Annotated in this window: 15 protein-coding genes; 9 read left to right on the plus strand and 6 right to left on the minus strand. The window is 45.8% G+C overall.

Annotation, left to right across the window (positions count from 1 at the left end):
* Positions 1-4 precede the first annotated feature (4 nt).
* The 5 genes from R2X38_RS07085 (at position 5) to R2X38_RS07105 (ending at position 6,192) form a co-directional block, all read left to right on the plus strand.
* Complete coding sequence (locus tag R2X38_RS07085; protein ID WP_317521492.1) at positions 5-2,860, plus strand: formate dehydrogenase subunit alpha; 2,856 nt, start codon at positions 5-7, stop codon at positions 2,858-2,860.
* A gap of 12 nt (positions 2,861-2,872) precedes the next feature.
* The gene (gene fdh3B / locus R2X38_RS07090) at positions 2,873-3,490 is read left to right on the plus strand and encodes a formate dehydrogenase FDH3 subunit beta (protein ID WP_187462056.1); all 618 of its coding nucleotides are present in this window, start codon (positions 2,873-2,875) and stop codon (positions 3,488-3,490) included.
* A 99-nt stretch (positions 3,491-3,589) separates the two neighbouring features.
* Positions 3,590-4,666 carry a formate dehydrogenase subunit gamma gene (locus R2X38_RS07095; RefSeq protein ID WP_317521493.1) on the plus strand — a complete coding sequence of 359 codons (1,077 nt, stop codon included), beginning with the start codon at positions 3,590-3,592 and terminating at the stop codon, positions 4,664-4,666.
* Positions 4,667-4,926: 260 nt separating this feature from the next.
* Positions 4,927-5,637, plus strand: coding sequence for a Sir2 family NAD+-dependent deacetylase (cobB, locus tag R2X38_RS07100; RefSeq protein WP_317521495.1), 711 nt, complete (start codon positions 4,927-4,929; stop codon positions 5,635-5,637).
* A gap of 99 nt (positions 5,638-5,736) precedes the next feature.
* Positions 5,737-6,192, plus strand: a complete 456-nt coding sequence (locus R2X38_RS07105; protein WP_317521496.1) for a hypothetical protein — start codon at positions 5,737-5,739, stop codon at positions 6,190-6,192.
* A gap of 53 nt (positions 6,193-6,245) precedes the next feature.
* Here R2X38_RS07105 and R2X38_RS07110 read toward each other — a convergent pair whose 3' ends face one another.
* From R2X38_RS07110 to potA, 5 genes are all read right to left on the minus strand, one after another.
* Complete coding sequence (locus R2X38_RS07110; protein WP_317521497.1) at positions 6,246-7,289, minus strand: extracellular solute-binding protein; 1,044 nt, start codon at positions 7,287-7,289, stop codon at positions 6,246-6,248.
* A 347-nt stretch (positions 7,290-7,636) separates the two neighbouring features.
* A complete protein-coding gene (locus R2X38_RS07115) occupies positions 7,637-8,668 on the minus strand; it encodes an extracellular solute-binding protein (RefSeq protein WP_317521498.1) in 1,032 nt (343 codons plus the stop codon).
* A gap of 109 nt (positions 8,669-8,777) precedes the next feature.
* A complete protein-coding gene (gene potC / locus R2X38_RS07120) occupies positions 8,778-9,548 on the minus strand; it encodes a spermidine/putrescine ABC transporter permease PotC (protein WP_039461261.1) in 771 nt (256 codons plus the stop codon).
* The gene (gene potB, locus R2X38_RS07125; RefSeq protein WP_039461259.1) at positions 9,548-10,405 is read right to left on the minus strand and encodes a spermidine/putrescine ABC transporter permease PotB; all 858 of its coding nucleotides are present in this window, start codon (positions 10,403-10,405) and stop codon (positions 9,548-9,550) included. The genes potC and potB overlap by 1 nt, the downstream gene beginning before the upstream one ends.
* A complete protein-coding gene (gene potA, locus R2X38_RS07130; protein ID WP_317521697.1) occupies positions 10,389-11,507 on the minus strand; it encodes a spermidine/putrescine ABC transporter ATP-binding protein PotA in 1,119 nt (372 codons plus the stop codon). The genes potB and potA overlap by 17 nt, the downstream gene beginning before the upstream one ends.
* Before the next feature lie 387 nt (positions 11,508-11,894).
* Between potA and R2X38_RS07135 the strand changes: the two genes are divergently transcribed.
* The 3 genes from R2X38_RS07135 to R2X38_RS07145 are packed head-to-tail and all read left to right on the plus strand — an operon-like array spanning position 11,895 to position 14,092.
* Positions 11,895-12,695 carry a hypothetical protein gene (locus R2X38_RS07135; protein ID WP_317521500.1) on the plus strand — a complete coding sequence of 267 codons (801 nt, stop codon included), beginning with the start codon at positions 11,895-11,897 and terminating at the stop codon, positions 12,693-12,695.
* Positions 12,692-13,480, plus strand: coding sequence for a glucosaminidase domain-containing protein (locus R2X38_RS07140; protein ID WP_317521501.1), 789 nt, complete (start codon positions 12,692-12,694; stop codon positions 13,478-13,480). Before R2X38_RS07135 ends, R2X38_RS07140 begins: the two co-directional genes overlap by 4 nt.
* Positions 13,481-13,483: 3 nt before the next feature.
* A complete protein-coding gene (locus tag R2X38_RS07145) occupies positions 13,484-14,092 on the plus strand; it encodes a DUF2987 domain-containing protein (protein ID WP_317521502.1) in 609 nt (202 codons plus the stop codon).
* Positions 14,093-14,162: 70 nt separating this feature from the next.
* Here R2X38_RS07145 and R2X38_RS07150 read toward each other — a convergent pair whose 3' ends face one another.
* Positions 14,163-14,564, minus strand: a complete 402-nt coding sequence (locus R2X38_RS07150; protein ID WP_317521503.1) for a hypothetical protein — start codon at positions 14,562-14,564, stop codon at positions 14,163-14,165.
* Positions 14,565-14,989: 425 nt separating this feature from the next.
* Between R2X38_RS07150 and pepT the strand changes: the two genes are divergently transcribed.
* Entirely contained in the window at positions 14,990-16,222 is a 1,233-nt protein-coding gene (pepT, locus tag R2X38_RS07155; protein ID WP_317521504.1) for a peptidase T, read from the plus strand.
* Positions 16,223-16,341: the final 119 nt, after the last annotated feature.

Here is a 16,341-nt window from a genome sequence, read left to right on the forward strand (position 1 = left end):
ATAAATGAAACTGACTAAACGTTCCGATAACGTAAGCAAGGACGAAAACCAGCTAGGTATTTCGCGTCGTTCCTTTATCCGTAATTCATCACTGGCAGCTGCTGGTGGTATGGCTGGTGCAAGCATGTTTGCACCGGGCATGATGAAAAAAGCCGAAGCTAAAGATGTTGATCCTAAAGCACCGGTTGAAGTGAAGCGTACTATTTGTTCTCACTGCTCTGTTGGCTGTGGTATCTACGCAGAAGTGCAAGAAGGGGTTTGGACTGGTCAGGAGCCAGCATTCGATCACCCATTCAATGCTGGTGGCCACTGTGCAAAAGGTGCCGCACTGCGCGAGCACGGCCATGGTGAACGACGAATCAAATACCCAATGAAGTTGGTTGACGGTAAGTGGAAAAAGCTTAGTTGGGAGCAGGCTTTGGATGAAGTCAGCCAGCAGGTTAAGAAAATCCGTGAAGAGTCGGGGCCAGATTCCGTGTACTGGTTGGGCTCTGCAAAGCATAACAATGAGCAGGCCTACCTGTTCCGTAAGATGGTCTCGCTATGGGGCTCGAACAACGTTGACCACCAGGCGCGTATCTGTCACTCCACAACCGTTGCCGGTGTAGCGAACACCTGGGGTTACGGGGCGATGACTAACTCGCTCAATGACATGCACAACAGTAAGTCGATTTTGTTTATTGGCTCAAACCCCGCAGAAGCGCACCCAGTTGCGATGCAGCACATTTTGATCGCCAAAGAGCGCAACAGCTGTAAGATTGTCGTTGCGGATCCACGCCGAACTCGTACTGCCGCGAAATCAGATCACTATGTATCTCTGCGTCCTGGCTCTGACGTTGCCTTTATCTGGGGTGTGTTATACCACATCTTCAAAAATGGCTGGGAAGATAAAGAATTCATTCGCCAGCGGGTTTGGGGCATGGATGAGGTACAAGCGGAAGTCGCTAAATGGACACCCGCTGAAGTAGAACGCGTAAGTGGCGTACCTGAAGCTGATGTCTACCGTACAGCTAAAATGCTCTCCGAGAACCGTCCAGGCTGTGTGGTTTGGTGTATGGGGGGTACCCAGCATACCACTGGTAATAACAATACGCGTGCTTACTGCATCCTTGAGCTTGCCCTTGGCAACATGGGTAAATCAGGTGGCGGTGCCAACATCTTCCGTGGCCACGATAACGTACAGGGGGCGACGGACTTTGGCGTACTGTCTGACAACCTGCCAGGTTACTACGGTCTTTCTGAAGGGGCGTGGAAACACTGGGCGAAAGTATGGGATGTGGATTACGAGTGGCTGAAGGGCCGCTTCGACCAGAATGAGTACCGTGGCAAGAAGCCAATGAACAATGCCGGTATTCCTGTTTCTCGCTGGATTGATGGTGTGCTTGAAGACAAAGCCAACATCGAGCAGAACGATAACATCCGAGCCATGTTCTACTGGGGCCATGCGGTGAACTCGCAGACCCGTGGTACCGAAATGCGCAAGGCAATGGAAAAACTGGATATGATGGTGATTGTTGACCCATACCCAGGTGTTGCCGCAGTCATGAACAACCGTAAAGACAACGTTTATTTGTTGCCAGCAACAACCCAGTTCGAAACTACAGGTTCTGTAACGGCGACTAACCGTTCGGTTCAGTGGCGCGATCAGATCATTGAGCCGCTATTCGAATCCAAGCCTGACCATGAAATCATGTACTTGCTTTCTCAAAAGCTGGGTCTTTCCGAGCAGCTGTTCAAGCACATCCGTGTTGAAAACAACCAGCCTGTAATTGAAGACATCACCCGAGAATACAACAAGGGGATGTGGACTATCGGTTACACCGGCCAGAGCCCTGAGCGCCTGAAAGAGCATCAGCAGAATTGGCACACGTTCCATAAGACTTCTTTGGAAGCGGAAGGTGGCCCAGCCAACGGAGAAACCTACGGTTTGCCGTGGCCTTGTTGGGGTACACCAGAGATGAAGCACCCTGGTACTCATATTCTGTACGATACATCGAAAACCGTAGCTCAAGGTGGCGGTAACTTCCGCGCCCGTTTCGGTGTAGAGCGTAATGGTGAAAGCCTTCTAGCAGATGACAGCTTTTCGCTAGGTTGTGAGCTTGAAGATGGTTACCCAGAATTTACCGACAAGATGCTTAAGCAGCTTGGTTGGTGGGATGACCTTACAGCAGAAGAGAAAGCGCAAGCAGAAGGTAAGAACTGGAAAACTGACCTGTCTGGCGGCATCCAGCGCGTTGCCATCAAGCACGGCTGTATCCCGTTTGGTAACGCCAAAGCACGTGCTGTGGTATGGACATTCCCAGATGCAGTGCCGCTTCACCGTGAGCCGCTGTATACGCCACGCCGTGACCTTGTAACAGATTACCCAACGTGGAATGACAGTGAAGCCATGTTCCGTCTGCCGACTTTGTACAAGTCAATTCAGGATAAAGACGTGTCAGGCGAATACCCAATCGTATTGACCTCTGGTCGATTGGTTGAGTACGAGGGCGGTGGTGATGAAACCCGTTCTAATCCATGGCTGGCAGAATTGCAGCAAGAGATGTTTGTAGAGGTGAACCCGAAAGATGCCAATGATATTGGCTTTAAAGACGGTGAAATGGTGTGGGTTGAAGGTGCCGAGAAAGGCCGCATCCATGTTAAAGCCATGGTAACGCCTCGTGTGAAACCGGGAATGGCATTTATACCGTTCCACTTCGGCGGTAAGTTCCAGGGTGAAGATCTTCGTGATCGATACCCTGAAGGCTGTGCACCGTTTGTTTCAGGCGAAGCGGCTAACACGGCAACTACATATGGTTATGACCCTGTGACCCAGATGCAGGAAACCAAAGTTACCCTCTGTAAAATCTCTAAAGCGTAAGGAGTCATTCTGATGGCACGTATGAAATTTCTTTGTGACTCTAAACGTTGTATCGAGTGCAACGGTTGTGTGACAGCTTGTAAAAACGAAAACGATGATGCACTTGAATGGGGTATTCAGCGCCGTCGCGTCGTTACACTTAACGATGGTTTGCCGAATGAGAATTCTATCTCGGTAGCCTGTATGCATTGTAGTGATGCGCCATGCATGGCGGTCTGTCCGGCTGACTGTTTTGTGCAGACCGAAGACGGTATTGTTCTGCATGACAAAGATCTCTGCATTGGCTGTGGCTACTGCTTGTTTGCTTGCCCGTTTGGTGCGCCACAGTTCCCGCAGCAAACCGCTTTTGCGGAGCGTGGCAAGATGGACAAATGTACATTCTGTGCCGGCGGTCCGAATGTCGAAACAGGCTCGGTAGAAGAGAAACAGAAATATGGTGCCAACCGTATTGCTGAGGGCAAACTTCCAATGTGTGCTTCGCTGTGTTCAACCAAGGCACTGCTGGCAGGTGATGCAGCGAAAATCTCTGATATCTACCGTGAGCGTGTTGTTGCCCGTGGTGCGAAAGAAGCAGGCTGGGCAAGTACTGATGACCTGGCTTACGATGCCGCCAAGGTGCGTAAGGCATAACAGGGCGTAGCAAACGAACAAGAGGTAATCTCTATCGCTGAGATTGCCTCTGGGTAAAGAGATATGAACATAACTGTTGAACAAACAGTCGGGAGTAATATGACTAAGCGAATTCAACACTGGTTCTTTTTGCTGACTACCGCCATGATATTGATATTTTCACTATCTGCGGCAGCGAGTAACGAAAACAGTGCTAACTCTGAATCTGAGCGCTTGGGCGAGTCTGTTGTAAGGCATGAAGTCATCGGCTTTGCCGGTGCTGACTATTGGCGTGCGGTGAAAGATGGCCAAGAGGGCTATACCACATCGAAGTCACCAGAACACGGTGTGCTGATCAGTGTGCCGGGGCAGACCTGGTTCATTATGAAAGAAAAGTGGATGTCTCCACTTGGCGCATTGGCGATTTTCGGCAGTTTGGTAATGGTTGCGCTGGCGTATGTTGTCGTGGGCCCGTTAAAGCTAAGCAATCCAAAAACAGGCCGTAAGATCAAACGCTGGAGCCGGTTGGATAGGGCGTTGCACTGGAGTTTAGCTTTCACCTTCTTGACCTTGGCATTTAGTGGATTGACGCTGGTTTACGGTAAGTACTTTATTAAGCCAATCGTACCTACAGAGTTGTGGGGCTGGGTGATAAATGCAGCCAAGCAATACCACAACTACATTGGCCCGTTGTTTGCGATTTTCTTGGTAGCGGTTCTGGTTAAGTGGTGGCGAAAGAGTATCTTTAACAAAGTCGATATGCAGTGGTTCATGAAAATGGGCGGTATGGCCGGCAAGCATAAGGGTAGCCATCCGTCAGCTGGGTTTTCCAACGCTGGTGAGAAAGTCATATTTTGGTTGTTGATTTTCTTCGGCGCTTTTATCGTTGTTAGTGGTTTCATCCTGGATTTCCCGATCTTCGATCAAACGCGCCGCGATATGGAGCTGTCGCACTTAGTGCACATGCTTTCTGCGTTGATACTGATATGTGGTTTCATCTTCCATATCTACATTGGACTATTCGGTATGGAAGCGGCTCTGGATGGTATGATCACCGGTGAAGTGGACGAGACCTGGGCTAAAGAGCACCATGACTTATGGTACGAAGAAGTCAAAGACTTGCCGGAGAACCAGCCCGGTTTCGATGAAAAAGCCGAAGCCGATAAGAAGGGCAACGCTGCACAGGATAATGCTTAACAGCTAACTTAATTTATAAATGTAAAATCGGTAGCTAACGCTGCCGGTTTTTTTTGTGGCTTAATATTTATTAATTAGAGACTTACGGTAAATTTTCAGTATCATGATCATTCAAGCTCGTGGTGAAGCAGGCATACCCTAATGCACTATAACTTGTTATTTGTTGTCTATAATTAGACTAATGTCGTAGGCGCTTCACTTATAACCACATGAAAACAATGGTATAAAGCTTATTAGCATATCAAAGAAAGGACACGGCCATGCTTTTCCCATATCGAAATATTGTTGTATTAACCGGCGCGGGCATTTCTGCAGAGTCAGGCATCCGTACTTTCCGTGACCAAGATGGGTTGTGGGAAAATCACCATATTGAAGATGTGGCAACGCCAGAAGGGTATTACCGCGATCCGGCACTGGTACAGAATTTTTACAACCAGCGTCGCCAGCAACTTGAAAGCGGCGCGGTATTTCCCAATGATGCCCACAAAGCGTTGGCTAGGCTCGAACAAGAGCTGGATGGCAAGGTCACCATCGTTACTCAGAACATCGACAACCTACATGAAGCTGCAGGCAGTAAGAATGTGATTCATATGCACGGTGAATTATTGAAAGCTCAGTGTAGTGAAACAGGCCAAACGGTTGAGTGGAGTGGGGATATCTCGCTTGATGATCACTGCCACTGCTGCCAGATGCCAGCCCCGATGCGTCCTAATGTTGTATGGTTTGGAGAAATGCCAATTGGCATGGATCGTATCCATGACGCTTTGCTTGAAGCAGATCTATTTATTTCCATTGGTACTTCCGGTGCCGTATATCCTGCCGCTGGTTTTGTCCATGAAGCAGCTATGCATGGTGCGCACACCATTGAGTTAAACTTAGAGCCAAGTGAAGTTGAAAGTGAGTTTGCTGAGAAACGTTATGGCCCGGCATCTATGTTAGTCCCAAACTTTGTTGATGAGATTCTGGGATAAGATCTATTACTGCTTTGAATAAACACTGCTCGCATCAACTGGGGAGACTATACTTTTGCAAAATGTGTCGATTTGACGGATGAATGCCTCGGAGCTGCTATGAAAACATTGATAATTTCATTATTTTCATTATTTTCATTGTGTTGTTACTCGCAATCCATCTCAGAGTTACTCGTAGAAAATATGCAAAAAAATCGGGATAACTACACATGTCACGTTAGTGAGTTAGTCTCTTCCGAATTCAAAGAGCTTGCTGTATGTGTTGAGGGGACTAATATTTGGGCAGTAGAAATAATTAATATGTGGGTGACTTATTTCAGTACAGATAAAGAGAGTCGTGAAGATTCTGTGACGTTTAGGGAAAGAGGTCGCCGATTGATAGAAGGTGCAACCTATGTGTACTCTGTTAAGATGGTTGACCAAGAAAAAACAGCTTCAGAACCTGAGTATATGTCTATCATCTGTAGTAACTGTGAAGGACTGGATTCGGGCTCGAAACTTGATGATACATCTTCGTATTTATTCGCAGCATTAAGTCGGCTTTCAACGAAATAACGCGCCAAACAAAAACTCGGGCCTGAGCCCGAGTTTTCAATAATAAGGAAAGATTACTGACCTGCTTTAAGCTTCTGATAGTACTCTTCGTAAATCGTATTGGCACCGTTTACGCTGTCTTGCCATTCTCCGGCATCCATCACGTCTTGTGGTGGGTAGATGCTTGGATCATTTACAAACTCTTTAGGAAGCTTATCTTTTGCTGTTGCAACTGGCGTTGGGTAACCAATCTCAAGCGCAATTTTCGCTGCATTCTCAGGACGAAGAAGGAAGTCGATCATCTGGTGCGCTGCATCGATGTTCTTGGCGTTAGCTGGAATAGAGATGCTGTCCATCCAGAAGATCGCACCTTCTTTTGGCCATACGATGTCAATTGGTGCACCTTCTTGACGAGCCATGTATGCAGAGCCGTTCCAAAGCATACCTAGAGACGTCTCGCCAGCCATGTAAGGGTTGGCAGGGTAGTCAGAGTTGAATACCAATACGTTTGGCATTAGCTTCTTAAGCTCTTCGTAGGCCGCTTTAATCTCTTCAGGATTTTTGGTGTTCGCAGAGTAGCCAAGCTTACGAAGGGCGATGTGAAAGAACTCACGAGCGTCATCCATCATCATTAGCTGACCTTCCCACTTAGGGTCCCAAAGGTCTGCCCAGCTTGTTACTTCTTCTTTGTCCATCATATCAGTGTTAACACCGATACCGGTTGCACCCCAGATGTAAGGGATAGAGTAGTCATTCTCAGGATCGAATGGCTTGTGCAGGAAGTTAGGATCGATTTCGTCAAAGTGGCTAAGCTTTGTCCTGTCGATTTTTTGCAGCATATTTTCTTCACGCATTTTCGATACGTAGTAGGTTGAAGGAACCACTAGATCGTAACCGTCGCCATGGGTTTTCAGTTTTGCGTACATGGTTTCATTCGACTCGTAGGTCGAATAAATCACTTTAATGCCCGTTTCTTTCGTGAACTGTTCCAGAACTTCTGAAGGGATATATTCAGACCAGTTGTAGAAATAAAGCTCTTTGTCTGCTGCTGTTGCCATGTTCGAAAACATAGCCATTGCACAAACACCACCGGCCATTAAAGAAGACCATTTTTTCATTGTTATATGCTCCAAACTAAATGGGATATTGAGAGTGTTCTCTAGCGAATGTACTAATTATGGATGAAAATCATCACTGTGAAGTACTAACCGCTTCTCCTGCAAAGTGTCGTTATGCTCAGCCCGTGAGCCGAACGTCGGATGTTTACCCTTGTGTCTAGGGTAGTAAGGTTCTGTAAAAAACACTGATAATACAGCGCTTTTAAGAGCATATTATAACAGGGAATGGAATGACTATGATATGGAATATCAACGGCTAATAACTGTCTGAACTATAAATAATCAATAACTGTCTATTTTTGGTATAAAAAAGGCAGCCAATAGGCTGCCTTCAAAATGTTTGATTATTACTGGCCTGCTTTGAGTTCCAGGAAGTAATTCTCGTAGCGGATGTTCATTTCACCGACCGCATCCTGCCACTCACCACGGTCAAGATCTTCTTGTGGCGGGAACAGGGTAGGGTTGTCTTTGTATTTGGCGTTTGATGCTTCAACGGCCGTCAGATAACCAGTTTCTTCAGAAATCTTGGCTGCTACGTCTGGGCGTAACAAGAAGTCGATCATCTTGTGTGCAGCTTCAACGTTCTGTGCGTTCTTGGCAATGGCTAGGCTATCAACCCAGAAAATACCGCCTTCTTTGGGCCAAATTAGCTCAATAGGCAAGCCTTCTTTCTGTGCAGCGGCTGCTGAACCATTCCAAAGCATACCCAAACCAACTTCACCTGCAAGGTATGGCGCTGCAGGGTTGTCAGAATTGAAGACCAATACGTTTGGCATCAGTTTCTTCAGTTCTTCGTAAGCTTCATCGATCTGTTTGGGATCGGTGGTATTACCAGAGTAACCTAATTTACGCAGAGCGATGTGGAACACTTCTCGCGTGTCATCCATAAGCATCAGTTGGCCTTCAAGCTCAGGATTCCAAAGGTCCGCCCAACTATCGAAATTGGCAGGGTTGTACATGTCAGTGTTGACTGCCAAGCCTGTCATTGCGATAACGTGTGGGATCGAGTAGTCGTTGTTTGGGTCAAAAGGCTTATCCAGATAATTCTTATCAAGCTCTTTGAAGTTGGTTAGCTTTGATTTATCGATTTTCTGTAACATGCCTTCATCGCGCATTTTAGCAACGAAGTAAGTTGACGGCACAACCAGGTCGTAACCTTGGGGGTGGGCTTTTAACTTAGCGTACATAGTCTCGTTCGACTCGTAAGTCGAATAAATCACTTTAATACCAGTTTCTTTAGTGAACTGTTCACGTAGCTCCGTAGAAATATACGGGCCCCAGTTCATAAAGACTAATTCCTTGTCTGCCGCATTCGCAACGTTTGTGAACATTGCAGCAGCGCATGCAGTACCGGCTAGAAAAGCGGACCATTTTTTCATTAGATTATCATCTCCAAAACCCTTTTAGGGTGTTAATACAAAACAAGTGGCCCGAAGGCCACTTGCTCGTTCTTTGGCTGAAGCCAAATTTAAAGCGGTGTTGCTAGCCTTATTTGATCTTCTCTCGAGCAAGCAGCTGAGAGCTGACAACCAGAATCAAGGATACAATCAGCATAATTGTAGCCAATGCATTCACTTCTGGTGAAATACCCACTTTAACCATGGAGTAAATCTTCAAAGGCAAAATTTCATAACTTGGGCCTGTCACGAATGAGCTGACAATCACGTCATCCAGCGACAGGGTGAAGCTCAATAACCAACCGGCGGCCACTGCAGGCTTGGCTAGCGGTAGGATAATCTGTTTTAAAATCACCCATTCGCTAGCACCCAAATCTCGCGCAGCTTCCAGCATCTTCACATCAAAGCCTTTCAAACGGCTGTATACCGTTACCACAACAAATGGTAGGCAGAATGTAATGTGCGAAAGCAACAGGGTTAGGAAGCCTAGCTCTGCACCCACCAAGATAAACAACGCCAGTAGTGAGATTGCCATAACGATATCAGGAGACATCATCACCACAAACAGCATGCCGTTGACAAAATGCTTACCGCGGAACTGGTAGCGAAAGAGGGCAACGGCCGTCAAGCTACCAATAATCGCTGCAGCGGTCGCAGAGAACACCGCAATGTTCAATGAGTGCCATGCTGCCTGCATCAAGCTGTCGTTATTGACCAACTGGTGATACCACTTGGTAGTAAAGCCACCCCATTTCATGCCGAATTTGCTGGCATTGAATGAGTTAACAATCAGGATAATGATTGGTGTATATAGGAAGGCATACACCACAGTCATAAAACTGAATTTAAATGCGCGTCCCATTATTCAAGCTCCACTTTACGGTTAAGCAGTTTGCCTGCCCGGTAGTAGGCGTACAGCATGACTGCCATCGCGATCGTCAATGCAATACTGGTTGCAGCACCAAACGGCCAATCACGGGCATTCAATACCTGACTCTTAATTACGTTACCAATCAGTAGGTTTTTCGCTCCGCCAAGTAGGTCGGACACATAGAACATACCAAGAGCAGGTAGTAGCACCAGTAGACAGCCAGCAATGATGCCTGGCATGGTCAGTGGAAAAATCACTTTCACGAACGTCTGGAACTTATTCGCACCCAAATCGCGTGCTGCTTCTATATAGTTGTGGTCTAGCTTCTCAATTGCCGAGTAAAGCGGCAACACCATAAATGGCAGAAGAATGTAGACCAGGCCAACCATCACCGCATATTCGGTGTACATGATTCGTAGCGGCTTATCGATAATGTCTAGGTAGAGCAGGGTATTGTTTAAAATACCTCGGGTACCCAGCATGATCTTCAGGCCATAAGTACGGATCAATGAGTTGGTCCAAAATGGCACGATCACCAAAAACAGCATAAACGGACGCCATTTCTCAGGCATCTTTGCAATCGCATAAGCAAACGGGTAACCAATCACCAAACAAAGTAGTGTGGCCACCAGCGCCATGTAGAACGAGTGCATCATGACCTTGGCATAAAGCGGATCGAACAACCGGATGTAGTTGTCCAATGTAAAGGTCATTTCAATCAGGTTTGCATCATCTCGGGTCAGAAAACTGGTACCGATGATCATTAGGTTGGGAATAAACACAAACAGCAATAGCCAACCAACAATGATGGTTATGATGATGTTTTGAAGATTAAGCTTCTTGTTCATCTGCCAGCACCACTTCCCAGCTTTCAACCCAAGTAACCGCAACTTTTTGATCCAGAGAGTGGTCTACATCAGGATCATCTTCGTTGAAGAATTCACTTACCATGACAGACGTGCCCGTCTCTAGTTCAACGACTGAGTCAAGCGTCATACCCTTATAGGTTCGCTCACGGATATAGCCAATGATGCCTTGAGCTTCATCACCATTGTTGATTTCTTCAAGGCGAATATCTTCAGGTCGCAGCAATACCTTAACCTTGTCGCCCGGGCTAACGGCTAGCTTGCAGTGGATCATGGAAGGGCGGCCTTCAACATTCGCCAATACACGGGTTTCATCTAGGCGTTCTTTAACAACGGCATCAAACACGTTGATTTCGCCGATGAAACGCGCAACAAATAGGTTTTCTGGCTCTTCGTAAATTTCACGGGGGGAGCCATCTTGCTCAACGTTACCAGAGCGCATAACAATGATACGGTCTGACATTGAAAGGGCTTCTTCTTGATCGTGGGTAACGAAAATGAAGGTAATCCCCAGTTTACGCTGCAGCTGTTTTAACTCGATCTGCATTTGTTTGCGAAGTTTGTAGTCCAACGCAGACAAAGATTCATCTAACAACAATACTTTTGGCTTGTTAACCACCGCACGAGCAATAGCAACCCGCTGTTGCTGGCCACCAGATAGCTGATGCGGCTTACGCGGGGCAAAATTCTCCAGTTGCACCATGCGTAGCGCTTCCATTACACGCGGTTCAATCTCACTTTCAGCGACTTTCTGCATACGCAGGCCGAAGGCGACATTTTCAAATACTGTCATATGCGGGAATAGCGCGTAACTCTGGAATACAGTATTTACATTGCGCTGTTCAGCCGGAATACCTGTTACGTCTTTGCCGGCAATAACAATCTGACCCGCATCGGCATTTTCAAAGCCGGCGATAAGTCGAAGTACCGTTGTTTTACCACAGCCAGAAGGGCCAAGGATGGTAAGGAATTCACCATCATTCACATTCAGATCGAGACCAGCGATAATTTGCTTACCGTCGAAGCTTTTGCCCAGCCCTTTAAGCTGAATCACTGGTGCTTTAGTTGTTTCTGCAGCGTTCAATTCTACAAGATCTCCACCTAGGGGTTTCATAGATAATCCCCCCAACTATTAGGTTGAATTTAGGGGGCGCATAATAGTCCCCTAAACGTGTAATTCAAAGCGTTTTTTTCCAATTTAATAGACTATTTTCATACTAGCGTATCGTTGTTTTATGACAGTCTAAGTGCCGAGCTAACTATCTGGCAAATTAATCTTATAAATCAATAAGTAAACCTAAAGGTTTATCAGGCATAACCTATTAATCATAGTGTATTCAGACAAGCCGGCTAATTCATCAACAAAAATCACAGTCTGAATGCAAAAGGCGCTTTTTGTGCCAAAGTTTCTCTATCGTGCCTAACTAGCGTACAATCACGGACCAAGTGTGTAATAGTTAGTGAAATACAAATGAATAACAAAACATTCCAAGTTGGCGGTTCAATTGAAAGAGCATTGAAAGGTGAGAGTGAACTCCAGTCACTGTCTGTGCTTCAAGAAGCCTGGAAAATCACGGCCAAGAATTTTCTGACTTTCTTGCCTGCAGTCATTGGTTTGTTTCTGGCGCAGGTCGCACTGCTGTTGCTTGGCCTCCAGGTTCAACTTGGAAGTGCCGCTGTATTCTTTGATGCGATCATGACCGGCGGAGAGATTTCAGCCTCGGTCATTGAAGCGGGCTATATGGCAAATTTTTGGTCCGATGTATTAAGCGCGCCGCTATTGGCCGGTGTGAGTTTGATGGCGTTGAATCATGCCGTTGGCTTACCAAGCAAACCAAGCTATTTGGTAAAAGGATTTCCTTTTGCATTAGCATCCGTTATCACTGTATTGCTAAGTGCTTCGTTGCAAGGCATTGCCAATGCCATTTTCCCAATTCTTGGCATGCTGCTTTCTATGGGCTTTAGTTTGGCAATCATGTTGGTTTGTGAGAAACGTTTGTCACCATTGAAAGCAATTCAGTTTTCTCTTGTTGCGACTTTGCGTAAACTGTTGCCGATGACCGCAATTTTTATTGTCATCCTAACAATGTTTATTATTTCATTTGCCACTGCTGGCATCGGTTTAATCTGGACGATCCCATTCTTCTTCAATGTGAAAGCCATTATTTACCGAAATCTATTTGGTGTGTCGCTGCAAGTCACAACTGTTCAGAAAGGCCAAGACGATAACGACCATGACCAGCAGGGGGATCCAAAGGTTTTTGACGCGTGATAAAAAATATAACATCCAGTAAAGTCGCCATTATTGCATTGGTCAGCGGATTGACAGCATGTGGTGAAATATCTTCCCAAAGTTCCAACGATGAGGCCCCTGCGGCCTCATCACAAAGCTCCAAGCCTGACTTTTCCCAAATAACCGACGTTAATCAAAAGAAGGCTGCCTTCTTTGATTTTCTGCGTCCGGCTGTTGAACATGAGAACCAACGGATTGAAAAAGAACGCCAGTTCTTGGAAAACATCAAATCATCCCGCTCTGCTGGCAAATCGCTCTCAAGCGATCAACTTACCTATGCAGATAAGTTAGCTGATAAATATAAAGTAGTGCTCAATGATCAAGGCGTGACAGCCGAATGGCTAACGACAATATTAAACCGAGTTGACGTGCTACCGGAGTCTCTTGTTTTGAGCCAAGCGGCTAATGAATCAGGGTGGGGAACATCACGCTTTGCAGTGGAAGGAAACAACTATTTTGGCCAATGGTGTTATCGTAAGGGCTGCGGATTAGTCCCTAACGCCCGAAATGATGGCGCTAATCATGAAGTGGCTGTTTTTGACTCACCTTATTTGTCGGTACAAGCGTATTTCATGAATGTAAATACCAATCATGCTTACCAAGATTTGCGAGACATACGCGCTGCTCAGCGGATGTCAGGCGAGATAATTGAAGGTGCGAAATTGGCTGAAGGACTAAGCCGTTACTCAGAACGTGGTCAGGCTTATGTCGATGAGATACAGGCTATGATCAGACATAACAATCAATATTGGCGCCAAGGATAAAGGATGAAGTTGACCTATTGGCTATTAGCAGGCTTATTTGCCAGCACATCGCTCTATGCTCAGGATGCAGCAGCACAGAACATAGAAATGCGTTACAGCACACTTTACAGCAAGCTCAAGCAGAATGTGAAAGAAGGGCATGATGATGTCAAAATTGCCTTGTTCCTTCTTAACCAGCAGGACGGCAGCGTTTGTCAGATCCACAAAGGGTCAATGCGCAAGGACGAACATTTCGAAGAGCTCGTTATTCCAGAAAACAATGAACTATCAGTCCCTATCGATAGCAACTTACGCCAGGCTAACCCCGACGTTACTTTTGTTATCGATGATGGAATTACCTGCGATGTATCTATGCAGGTCATTGCTAAGAATGAATACGGCACTTCTATTGAACAGTCAGAAGTGGCTAAACTTGTACCACAGATGAACCAGTTGCTGTCTGATCTGGGCGGAATGTTCTCCGGTTGGTTTATGCCGGATGTGGAAGGTGTTGTCGTTCATTTTGATAATGGCGACACCAAAGTTATCGAACTCTCCTCACTTGCTGTTGGTGAAACTGTGAGCTTTTCGCAACCAGCGGTAAAAGTGACACCTTGGATCCCTCAAGCCTGATTTAATGCGGTCTAAGCAAAATGAAAGCCCGGATAGTGATCCGGGCTTTTGCGTATGAACAGAAGGAAAGTTAGACATTTAAATCACTATTTCTGGCTTTGATTCTGATACCTCCTTTTTGATGTTCTGTCACTTTGATGCCGTTCGGTGTTTCGTAAGAGATATACAACTTGGCGTTGTCATTGCACCATTTCGACACTTGAGAAGTTAATAGAGAGTTGGGTAAGTAGCGAGAGTGACAACATTGGGTAAAGTTAAGCTGTGCTTGGCGCTTGAACTCTGAAGCAATACGCGGATAGAACAAGTCTAGCTTTTCATTTCCATCTTTATTGCAGAAGTGTAAATTTGCTTTTAATTTTCCTTTTTTATATCTCAGCTTTAGTTTGGCTGGAATATTATCGTTGATAACAGGTATTTGAACATCCAAAGTTTTTTCAATGGGTTCATGCGGTAGAAATAGATTTGTCAGCATAAGACCTCCTTGGTTTAAATTCATCTTATGCACTATTTGAAAAAATATTTTCTACCGATGTCACACATACTGAATGGCAGCTAAATAAGATGTGTGTTCTATAGTGGATGATCAACCTTTTACATTTCCACACACTTTAACTTCGGCTTCACCGAGGTAATGATCAGGCGTAAACGAAACATACGTATAAATTACCAACACAATTTAAACTACGGAAGCAGAATTTCGCAGCACACAAGTACAGCCACTGTTGACTTATTAATCAAAAATGCTGGCTTAAGTGTGATTTACGCAGGAAAAATTGGTCAGCGCTCTGTGCATTATTCATTTAATGCACAAAAAACTGATTCATCGCAATTCATTTAACTGCTCCTATCGGGATACTTGATCTGCATAGTAATTAATTTGATCAAAATGAGTGGGACATGGATAACTTAATTGAGCGTTTTCTACGATACGTGAGCTTTGAAACTCAATCTAACCCAGCCAATGCCCAGTGCCCAAGTACCGAAGGGCAGCGTGTATTAGCTCAGCAGCTAAAGGATGAGTTGGTTGAACTCGGCCTTTCAGATGTCACTCTGGATGACAACGGTTACCTGACAGCTCGCTTACCATCAAATGTCAGTCATGAAGTACCGGCAATTGGATTTATTGCCCATATGGATACTGCACCTGATGCTTCAGGTAAAGATGTGAAGCCTCAGATTGTTGAGAACTATCAAGGTGGAGATATCGCTCTGGGTATTGGTGATGAAGTGCTGTCGCCAATTCAATATCCAGATCTGAACAAGTTGCATGGTCATAATCTGATCACCACTGATGGCACCACTTTGCTAGGTGCGGATAATAAAGCGGGTATTGCAGAGATCATTACGGCGATTGCTCACCTTAAAGCGAACCCTGAAATTCCACACGGCGATATCTGTATCGGCTTTACCCCAGACGAAGAAATTGGCCGTGGTGCTAACCTATTTGACGTCGAGAAGTTTGGCGCTAAGTGGGCATACACCATCGATGGTGGCCCTGTCGGTGAACTGGAGTACGAAAACTTCAATGCCACGTCAGCTGATGTCATCTGCCACGGTATCAATGTTCACCCTGGCACAGCTAAGGATAAAATGGTTAATGCGATGAACATCGCAGCGCAGTTCCAGTTGATGATGCCAGCAGAAGAAACGCCAGAGTGTACAGAAGGCTACGAAGGTTTTTACCACTTGAAATCCATGGAGCCAGCGGTTGCCCGTACTGAGCTTGGTTACATTATCCGTGATTTCGACCGCGAAGGCCTAGAACGCCGTAAGGCATTCATGCAAAGCAAAGTTGACGAACTGAACAGCCAGCTGAAGAAAGGTCGTGTTGAGCTTGTTTTAACTGATTGCTACAACAACATGCGTGAAATGGTTGAGCCTCACCCGCACATTATCGAGTTTGCCAAACAAGCGATGATTGATTGTGATGTACAGCCTTTGATTAAGCCAATCCGTGGTGGTACAGACGGTGCACGCTTATCATTCATGGGTCTTCCTTGCCCGAACATTTTCACTGGCGGCTACAACTTCCACGGTATTCATGAATTCATCACAATTGAAGGGATGGAACAGGCCGTTAAGGTCATTGTAAAAATTGCTGAGAATACTGCAAAGAGTGCTCAGGCATAAGCCACTGTAAGCACTCTTCAAATTGTATCTTCGAAATACCCAGCAATGCTGGGTATTTTTTTACCTTATGCCGAGTAATCAACATCATTATTGTGGTTGTATATGTAGAGATGTGCTAA

This window comes from Photobacterium rosenbergii, from assembly GCF_033022775.1.
Lineage (GTDB): Bacteria > Pseudomonadota > Gammaproteobacteria > Enterobacterales > Vibrionaceae > Photobacterium > Photobacterium rosenbergii_A.

Excerpts from the sequence above, each read along its gene's own strand:
- R2X38_RS07135 (WP_317521500.1), top strand. The coding sequence starts at position 11,895 with ATGAATAACAAAACATTCCAAGTTGGCGGTTCAATTGAAAGAGCATTG.
- potC (WP_039461261.1), bottom strand. The coding sequence starts at position 9,548 with ATGGGACGCGCATTTAAATTCAGTTTTATGACTGTGGTGTATGCCTTC.
- R2X38_RS07095 (WP_317521493.1), top strand. The coding sequence starts at position 3,590 with ATGACTAAGCGAATTCAACACTGGTTCTTTTTGCTGACTACCGCCATG.
- fdh3B (WP_187462056.1), top strand. The coding sequence starts at position 2,873 with ATGGCACGTATGAAATTTCTTTGTGACTCTAAACGTTGTATCGAGTGC.
- R2X38_RS07085 (WP_317521492.1), top strand. The coding sequence starts at position 5 with ATGAAACTGACTAAACGTTCCGATAACGTAAGCAAGGACGAAAACCAG.
- cobB (WP_317521495.1), top strand. The coding sequence starts at position 4,927 with ATGCTTTTCCCATATCGAAATATTGTTGTATTAACCGGCGCGGGCATT.
- R2X38_RS07150 (WP_317521503.1), bottom strand. The coding sequence starts at position 14,564 with ATGCTGACAAATCTATTTCTACCGCATGAACCCATTGAAAAAACTTTG.
- pepT (WP_317521504.1), top strand. The coding sequence starts at position 14,990 with ATGGATAACTTAATTGAGCGTTTTCTACGATACGTGAGCTTTGAAACT.
- potB (WP_039461259.1), bottom strand. The coding sequence starts at position 10,405 with ATGAACAAGAAGCTTAATCTTCAAAACATCATCATAACCATCATTGTT.
- R2X38_RS07110 (WP_317521497.1), bottom strand. The coding sequence starts at position 7,289 with ATGAAAAAATGGTCTTCTTTAATGGCCGGTGGTGTTTGTGCAATGGCT.
- R2X38_RS07115 (WP_317521498.1), bottom strand. The coding sequence starts at position 8,668 with ATGAAAAAATGGTCCGCTTTTCTAGCCGGTACTGCATGCGCTGCTGCA.
- R2X38_RS07145 (WP_317521502.1), top strand. The coding sequence starts at position 13,484 with ATGAAGTTGACCTATTGGCTATTAGCAGGCTTATTTGCCAGCACATCG.
- R2X38_RS07105 (WP_317521496.1), top strand. The coding sequence starts at position 5,737 with ATGAAAACATTGATAATTTCATTATTTTCATTATTTTCATTGTGTTGT.